Below are 2,402 nucleotides of genomic sequence, written 5' to 3'. Positions count from 1 at the left end.
CCGCCATAGTTGGTGATGCGCTTGTCGGCGCCGAGCAGATTGGAGCGATAAAGCAGCTTGCCCGGCTCATCGAGCGTTTTGGCATAGGCATCGTCCCAACGGCTTTCGAGAAGGCGGGATTTTCCCGTCATGTCTTCCTCCCAATATCTGTCTGCATTCGCGGAGCCGATACCGGCCCGCCTCCTTTGATGGCAGATATCGCGCATCCAAAAGCATAATGTCAATCAAAAACGATCATAAATTTTCATGTTGCAGCGCGATATTGATTAATTTGATCGTTCTTGATTGACAACGTAAAGAGATTGCGAATAATCACGATCAGGAGGACCCCATGCACGAACGCGAACGCCATCGCATCATCTTGAGCGCCACGCAGGAAAAAGCTGTCGTGACGGTGCAGGATATTGCCGAACTGACGGATGCGTCGGAAGCGACGATCCGCCGGGATATCGCGTCCCTGCATGTTCAGGGCAAGTTGCGCCGCGTGCGCGGCGGGGCGGAAGCGGTGCATCCGCCGCAGCTCGGCAATCTCGCCGCCCGGCCGTTCCGCGTGTCCGAATCGGTCAATATCGACAAGAAACGCGCAATTGCGCGCAAAGCGGTCGATCTCTGCAACGATGGCGACGCGATCATTCTGAATGGCGGCACGACGACATTCCAGATGGTGCATTACATGGCGGCGCGCCGCCTGCAGGTGATGACCAATTCTTTCGCCATCGCCGAGCATCTGGTCAAGCATTCCAAATGCAATGTCAGCGTGCCGGGCGGCGCGATCTATCGCGACCAGAGCCTTATCCTGTCGCCTTTCGAGAACGATGCGATCCGCAATTTTTATGCGCGGCGGATTTTTCTCGGTGCGCAGGGCGTGGGCGCGCTCGGCATCATGGAATCCGACGCGCTGGTTATCCAGAGCGAGCAGAAGCTGATGCGACAGGCGGAAGAGCTGATCGTGATGGTCGATTCATCGAAATTCAGAAAGCGATCCAGCCTCATTTTATGCCCGCTCGAAAATGTCTCGACCATCATCACCGATGACGGGATTTCCGATGAGGCGGCGAGGATGGTGGAAGATGCCGGCGTGGAATTGCTGGTCGTCGGCGCTGTGAGGGATGGCAAGACAGCCGCCCCTCCGGATGATGAGGATTCTTCTTCGGTCGCCTGAGGAGCACCGGAGGGAGGAAAAGGTTCAAAACGGGAGGAAAAGGGACATGAAACTTACACGCAGAACATTGACGAGCGCTCTGGCGCTTGGCGCGGCGCTCTCCGTCGCAGGGCTGGGCAGCGTTGCCCAGGCCGCCGATGTGAAGATCGCACTGGTGGTCAAATCGCTCGGCAACGGCTTTTTCGAAGCCGCCAACAAGGGCGCGCAGGAGGCCGCAAAGGACCTCGGCGGCGTCGAGATCATCTATACCGGCCCGACCAGCACCACGGCGGAAGGTCAGATCGAAGTCATCAATTCGCTGATCGCGCAGGGCGTCGATGCCATCGCCATTTCCGCCAATGACCCCGACGCCGTGGTTCCGGCGCTGAAAAAGGCGGCCCAGCGCGGCATCAAGGTCATCTCCTGGGATTCCGGCGTGGCGCCGGAAGGCCGCATTCTCCAGCTCAATCCCTCTTCCAACGCACTGATCGGCAAGATGTGCCTGCAGCTCGCCGCATCGCATCTGGAAGGCGGCAAGGGCGATTTCGCCATTCTTTCGGCCACCACCACCTCCACGAACCAGAATATCTGGATCGACGAGATGAAGAAGCAGCTGAAGGATTTCCCCGGCCTCAACCTCGTCACCACGGTTTACGGCGACGATCTTGCCGACAAGAGCTACCGCGAAGCGCAGGGCCTGCTCTCCTCGCAGCCGAATGTGAAGGTCATCGTCGCGCCGACAACGGTTGGCGTTCTCGCCGCCTCGCAGGCCGTGAAAGATGCGGGCAAGATCGGTCAGGTCTATGTGACCGGCCTTGGCCTGCCGTCTGAAATGGCCGGCGCCATCAAGTCGGGCGCAACCAAGGAATTCGCCATCTGGAACCCGATCGACCTCGGCTACTCCGCCACCCAGATCGCCTATCGCCTGGTGAAGGGCGAAACCGATGGCAAGCCGGGCTCGGAAATCGAAGCCGGCCGCATGGGCAAGATCAAGGTTGGCGAAAACAGCGAAGCGGCGATGGCCGATCCGTTTGTTTATGATGCGAAGAATATCGATCAGTTCTCGAAGATTTTTTGATCTGAGTAGTGGCTGACGGCGGGTGGAGGGTTACCCCCCTCTGCCCTGCCGGGCATCTCCCCCTCAAGGGGGGAGATCAGCCAGACGATAATACTCGCTCACTCTCAACTTTAGTGATGGCCTCAACGGTGCCGCATATCGATCTCCCCCCTTGAGGGGGAGATGCCCGGCAGGGCAGAGGGG

General features: G+C 58.9%; 2 protein-coding genes. Both read left to right on the top strand.

Features of this window, described 5'->3' with window-relative positions:
- The first annotated feature begins 331 nt into the window (after nt 1-331).
- Nucleotides 332-1,162, top strand: coding sequence for a DeoR/GlpR family DNA-binding transcription regulator (locus V7D69_RS15855; RefSeq protein ID WP_196380474.1), 831 nt, complete (start codon nt 332-334; stop codon nt 1,160-1,162).
- A 46-nt stretch (nt 1,163-1,208) separates the two neighbouring features.
- Nucleotides 1,209-2,219, top strand: coding sequence for a rhamnose ABC transporter substrate-binding protein (rhaS, locus tag V7D69_RS15850; protein ID WP_142780569.1), 1,011 nt, complete (start codon nt 1,209-1,211; stop codon nt 2,217-2,219).
- Nucleotides 2,220-2,402: the final 183 nt, after the last annotated feature.

It is taken from the genome of Novosphingobium sp. (genome assembly GCF_036733805.1).
Taxonomy (GTDB): domain Bacteria; phylum Pseudomonadota; class Alphaproteobacteria; order Sphingomonadales; family Sphingomonadaceae; genus Novosphingobium.
Note: the sequence above shows the minus strand (reverse complement) of the source record. Positions and strands in the feature narration are given on the sequence as shown.